This window comes from Kitasatospora sp. NPDC127116, from assembly GCF_042677365.1.
In the GTDB taxonomy this organism is placed as follows: Bacteria; Actinomycetota; Actinomycetes; order Streptomycetales; family Streptomycetaceae; genus Kitasatospora; species Kitasatospora lactacystinica.
In genome coordinates this window covers 1-5,877 of record NZ_JBHXTL010000248.1, presented here as the reverse complement: position 1 = coordinate 5,877, position 5,877 = coordinate 1, and the positions used below count along the sequence as shown (strand labels likewise).

The window sequence follows — 5,877 nt, the reverse complement described above, 5'->3', positions numbered from 1 at the left end:
GCCCCTATACCGCGGCGCCCCCCGGCCGCGCGCCCGGGGAGGGCGAACGGCCGGGGGCCGCGGGAACCGCGCCGCCGGGGCGGCAGCCGGTCCTAGTACCAGTTGTGGGCCTGCCAGAACGACCACGCGCCACAGGGGCTGCCGTAGCGGGAGTTCATGTAGCCGACGCCCCACTTGATCTGGGTGGCCGGGTTGGTGCGCCAGTCGGCACCGGCCGAGGCCATCTTGGTGCCGGGCAGCGCCTGGACCAGACCGTACGCGCCGGAGCTCTTGTTGGTCGCGGTGTAGTCCCAGCCGCTCTCGCGCTTCACGATCTGGCTGAAGCACTGGAACTGCGCGTCGTTGCCGACGATCTGCCGGGCCAGGTCCTGGACCGAGCCGGGGCTGACCGAGACGGGCGGAGCGCTGTCCTCGACCGCGGTCATCGCGGAACGGGACTTGGACCGGTTCGCGGCGGCCTCGTCGGCCTTGCGCTTGTCGTCCGCGGCCTTGGCGGCCTTCTCCGCGTCGGCCTTGGCCTGGGCATCGGCCTTCGCCTGGGCGTCCGCGGCGGCCTGCTGGCGCGCGGCCTCCTCGGCGGCCTTCTGCTCCGCGGCGGCCTTGGCGGCGGCGTCGGCGGAGGCCTGCTGGGCGGATGCCTGCTGGCCGATGTTGTCACTGATGGTCTGCGCCTGGGCGCCAGAGGGGACTTCGGCAAGCAGGGTCGCGCCGGCGACGTCGACCGTCTGCGTGGTCTTGCCCTCGCTGCCCGAGGCCATACCCACGACGGCACCGACAGCGGTGACGGCGGTGGCGGAGGCCACAGCAACTCCCCGGACCGAGATCCGAGTCACATGGTTTCCTTCCAGCATCGCCCACGCGTGACCGTACGGGCGCAACATGCCCCTTGGCACGGACCTCCGCACAGTGCTCTGGTCACGGGAGGTGCTGGCCCGGCGTCCGGCCGAGGTGACCGGGCGTTGAAATCGGGCGGCGTACGGCTCAACGGTGTTCAATTGTGTGTCCACCGACCGGAGTTGGCGAACCTTCCCGGGCCTGACTCCCGGAGTCCGGAAGCCCTGCCGCGCCGTACGCGGGGCCTGACAGAACCCTCACCATGCCGCACCGGGCACGGTCGACGCAATTCCCCTTCGCGTGGCGCATGTCACATTCACCGTACGGCGGTTTCCCGGACGGAAAGCACTCGATGTGATGAAACGGGCGGAGCCCGCTCCGTCAGGAGCGGGCTCCAGGTCATGAGTTGACCATATTGTCCCACTATGCCCCGATCAGGGGCGGATCACGGGTGGATGTCCTCCAGCATCTCCGTGACCAGCGCCGCGATCGGCGAACGCTCCGAGCGGGTGAGCGTGATGTGGGCGAAGAGCGGATGACCCTTCAGCTTCTCCACCACCGCCACCACGCCGTCGTAGCGGCCCACCCGGAGGTTGTCCCGCTGCGCCACGTCGTGGGTGAGCACCACCCGCGAGCCCTGGCCGATCCGGGACAGCACCGTCAGCAGGACGTTCCGCTCCAGCGACTGCGCCTCGTCCACGATCACGAAGGCGTCGTGCAGCGAGCGCCCCCGGATGTGGGTCAGCGGCAGCACCTCCAGCATCCCGCGGGAGATGACCTCCTCGATCACGTCCGGGGTGGTGACGGCGGAGAGGGTGTCGAAGACCGCCTGCGCCCAGGGGCCCATCTTCTCCGCCTCGGAACCGGGCAGGTAGCCCAGCTCCTGGCCGCCGACCGCGTACAGCGGCCGGAAGACCATCACCTTGCGGTGCTGCCTCCGCTCCAGCACCGCTTCCAGCCCCGCGCACAGCGCCAGCGCCGACTTCCCGGTGCCGGCCCGGCCGCCCATCGACACGATCCCGATCTCCGGGTCGAGCAGCAGGTCCAGCGCCACCCGCTGCTCGGCGCTGCGCCCGCGCAGCCCGAACGCCTCGCGCTCCCCGCGCACCAGCCGCACCCGGCCGTCGCCGGTGACCCGGCCGAGCGCCCGGCCGCGCTCCGAGGTCAGCACCAGTCCGGTGTGGACGGGCAGCTCGGTGGCGCCGTCGACGTCCACCCCCGCGTCGTGGCCGGCCGAGAACAGCGCGTCCACCTGGTCCGCCGGGACGTGCAGCTCGGACATGCCCGTCCAGCCCGAGGTGATCGCCAGCTCGGCCCGGTACTCCTCGGCGAGCAGGCCCACCGAGCTGGCCTTGATCCGCAGCGGCAGGTCCTTGGACACGACGGTCACGTCGTAGCCCTCGGCCTGGAGGTTGCGGGCGACCGCGAGGATCCGGGTGTCCGCCTCACCGCCGGCCCGGTAGCCGGCCGGCAGTATCGACACGTCGGAGTGGTTGAGCTCGACCCGGATGGTGCCGCCGAGCTCGCCGACCGGGATCGGCTCGTCGAGCCGGCCGTGGCGGATCCGGTAGTCGTCGAGCAGCCGCAGCGCCTGGCGGGCGAAGTAGCCCAGCTCCGGGTGGTGTCGCTTGGCCTCCAGCTCGGTGACGACCACCACCGGGAGGACGACCTCGTGCTCCTCGAAGCGGGTCATGGCGAGCGGGTCCGCCAGGAGCACGCTCGTGTCGAGAACGTACGTGCGCCGGTCTGGTGTCCGGCGGCTCTTCGAACTGACCACTAGGCCTCCAGAGCGGATGACCCTGCGTCATCCGCGGCATGCCGGCCCCCGCTGCCCCGGTGGCCTCGGGACCGGACTGACTGGAGTATTCCCAGGCGGGGAGCGGTGCATTCGCGCCCCCGGAGAACTGACGGATCATTGCCGGTGAACGTTTGGCCTCGCGCCGGCACCGGGTAGGCCAGGCCTACGGCGGTCATTTCCTCCGGACGGGCCGGTGGCCGGGGCCGCCGTGCCGGGGTTACAGCCCCAGCCGCCGGTGGCGCTGCTCGTACGCGCGCAGCGCGCGCAGGAAGTCGACCTTGCGGAAGGCCGGCCAGTACGCCTCGCAGAAGTAGAACTCGCTGTGCGCGCTCTGCCAGAGCAGGAAGCCGGACAGCCGCTGCTCGCCCGAGGTGCGGATGATCAGGTCCGGGTCGGGCTGGTTGCGGGTGTACAGGTGCTCGGCGATGTGCTCGACGGTCAGGACCTCCGCCAGCTCCTCGATCGAGGTGCCGCGCCCGGCCTGCTCCTGGAGCAGCGAGCGGACGGCGTCGGCGATCTCGTGCCGACCGCCGTAGCCGACCGCGACGTTGACCGTTATGCCGTCGATGTCGGCGGTCTGGTCGGCGGCCCGCTTGAGCACGTCGGCGGTGTGCTGCGGCAGCAGGTCCAGCGCGCCGACCGGGTTGACCCGCCAGCGGCGGGCGGCGGCCAGGCCGGTGACGGCGTCCTCGATGATGCCGAGCAGCGGAACGAGCTCGTCGGCCGGGCGGTCCAGGTTGTCGGTGGAGAGCATCCAGAGGGTGACGACCTTGACGTGGGTCTCGTCGCACCAGCCGAGGAACTCGCTGATCTTGTCGGCGCCGCGCTGGTGGCCGTAAGCGGTGGAGCCGCCGGCCGCCTTGGCCCAGCGGCGGTTGCCGTCCAGGATCACGCCGATGTGGCGCGGGGTGCTCGCGAGGTGGACCTCGACCCGTCGACCGTAGAGCCCGTACATCCCGCCGAGCAGGGTGCGCAGCCCCGGCGTCCGTTCGGCGACATCGCGCAGACCCATCTTTCCCGGCCCCTCCGTGCTCGTTGCAACTGGTGCGTCTCCGCCCCGGGCGCAGCCTACTCCGGCGCGCAGGTGCACAGTAAAGCCGCAGGTAGCGGTCTGGTCACGGTCCTGTACGAAGTCTGTCCCGACGGGCGTGTCGGGGGTCGTCCGGGCGGGCCGCGGGGCCGCTGCGGGGCTCCCGGGGCGCGGACACGGAACGGTCTCCGAATCCTTAACGGAACCGTAAGCCGTTCTTCCGATGCTTGACGACCAGCAATGGTCTAGTCCAGCTTTTGATCCGGGACGGAACGATCCTCCGGCTCCGCCCCGCAGGCTCACTTCGGACCTCCCCTCCCCCACACGCGGCCGCCGCGCCCCCCACCGCGGCGGCCGCTCCTCCCCCAGGAGCGTCGCCCCATGGCCCGTACGCTGAACCAGCCCTCGCACAAGCGCCGGCGCAGCCCCCTCCCGGCCGTCGCGGCCGGCGCCACCGCCCTCGCCCTGGCCGGCGGCGGCCTCGCCCTCTTCGCCGGCGGCGCCAGCGCGGCGGTCGGCAACCTGGTCGACAACGGCGGCTTCGACGGCGGGCTCGGGGGCTGGACCTGCACCGGCGCCGCGACCACGGTCTCCTCCCCGGTCCACTCCGGCACCGGCGCGCTCCAGGCGACCCCGGGCGCCGGTGACACCGCCGAGTGCACCCAGACCATCAGCGTGCTGCCCAACACCAGCTACACCCTGAGCGCGTGGGTCCAGGGCCCGTACGTCTACCTCGGTGCGCGCGGCACCGGCGGCACCGACCCGTCCGCCTGGTCGAACCAGAACAGCTGGAACCAGCTGTCCAGCACCTTCACCACCGGGGCGAACGCCACCAGCGTCACCGTCTACCTGCACGGCTGGTACGGCCAGAGCGCCTACCTGGCCGACGACGTCGCGCTGATCGGCCCCGGCGGCACCGGCACCCCGTCGCCGACCGCGACCCCCACCCCCACCGCGACGCCCACGGCCACCGCCTCCCCCACGGCCACCGCGACGCCCACCCGGACCGCGACCCCGACGCCCACCCAGACCCCGACGCCCACTCAGACCGCGACGGCGACCCCCACCGCCACCCCGACCAGCACCACCCCGCCGGTCACCGGCCTGCCCGCCCACGTGGTCACCGGCTACTGGCAGAACTTCGACAACAACTCGACCGTGCAGCGGCTGAGCGACGTCCAGAGCGCGTACGACATCATCGCGGTGTCCTTCGCCGACGCCGTGCCGACCAGGACCGGCGCGATCAGCTTCACCCTGGACCCGGGCCTGTCCAAGGCGCTCGGCGGCTACACCGACGCCCAGTTCCGCGCCGACATCAAGGCCAAGCAGGCGGCCGGCAAGAAGGTCGTCCTCTCCATCGGCGGCCAGAACGGCGCGATCACCGTCGGGGACGCCACCGCCGGCGCCAACTTCGTCAACAGCGCCTACGCGATCATCAAGGACTACGGCTTCGACGGCATCGACGTCGACCTGGAGAACGGCGTCCAGGCCGGCCCGCTCGGCGACGCGCTGCACTCCCTGCAGGCCAAGGTCGGCCCCGGCTTCGTCCTGACCATGGCCCCCGAGACCATCGGGATGTACAACACCTCCGGCGCCTACTTCCAGCTGGCGCTGAAGACCAAGGACATCCTCACCGTCGTCAACACCCAGTTCTACAACTCGGGCGGCATGAACGGCTGCGACGGCAAGGTCTACAACCAGGGCACCATCGACTTCATCACCTCGCAGGTCTGCACCCAGATCCAGGGCGGCCTGCGGCCGGACCAGGTGGGCATCGGCGTCCCGGCCTCCACCCGGGCCGCGGGCGGCGGCTACGTCGCGCCGACCGTGGTCAACAACGCGCTGGACTGCCTGGCCACCGGTAACAACTGCGGCAGCTTCGTGCCGCCGGCCAAGTGGCCGACCATCCGCGGCGCGATGACCTGGTCGACCAACTGGGACGTCAACAACGGCAACGCGTTCTCCAACGCGGTCGGCCCGTTCGTCCACAAGATGCCGTAACGGCACCCGGCCGCGGCTGCCACGGGCCGCGGCCACCCGAACTCCACTCCCCCGACGCGCCGCTCCTTGAGGGTGGGGCCTGCGCGTCGGCGGCGGGGCCCGTCGCACCGCCCGGGGCGGCGGGGCCTTGCCTTCCCCTCCCCATCAAGGCGGTCGAAGGCACGGCGGCGGGGGGGGGCCCCCGCGCCGCCCCCCCGGGGGAGGCGCCGGGCGC

Annotated in this window: 4 protein-coding genes; 1 reads left to right on the top strand and 3 read right to left on the bottom strand. The window is 72.1% G+C overall.

Going from position 1 to position 5,877, the window contains the following annotated elements; all coding sequences use genetic code 11:
• Window positions 1-92: 92 nt before the first annotated feature.
• The 3 genes from ACFVHV_RS42995 to ACFVHV_RS42985 form a co-directional block, all read right to left on the bottom strand.
• On the bottom strand, window positions 93-851 hold the full coding sequence (locus ACFVHV_RS42995) for a transglycosylase SLT domain-containing protein (protein WP_380359217.1): 759 nt from the start codon (window positions 849-851) through the stop codon (window positions 93-95).
• Window positions 852-1,279: 428 nt separating this feature from the next.
• Entirely contained in the window at window positions 1,280-2,611 is a 1,332-nt protein-coding gene (locus tag ACFVHV_RS42990; RefSeq protein ID WP_359899497.1) for a PhoH family protein, read from the bottom strand.
• Between the two features lie 238 nt (window positions 2,612-2,849).
• A complete protein-coding gene (locus ACFVHV_RS42985; RefSeq protein ID WP_181970663.1) occupies window positions 2,850-3,644 on the bottom strand; it encodes an isoprenyl transferase in 795 nt (264 codons plus the stop codon).
• 399 nt (window positions 3,645-4,043) lie between these two features.
• Here ACFVHV_RS42985 and ACFVHV_RS42980 point away from each other — a divergent pair, with 399 nt between their 5' ends.
• Window positions 4,044-5,663: a carbohydrate binding domain-containing protein gene (locus ACFVHV_RS42980; protein ID WP_359899495.1), complete on the top strand. Its 1,620-nt coding sequence runs from the start codon at window positions 4,044-4,046 to the stop codon at window positions 5,661-5,663.
• Window positions 5,664-5,877 lie beyond the last annotated feature (214 nt).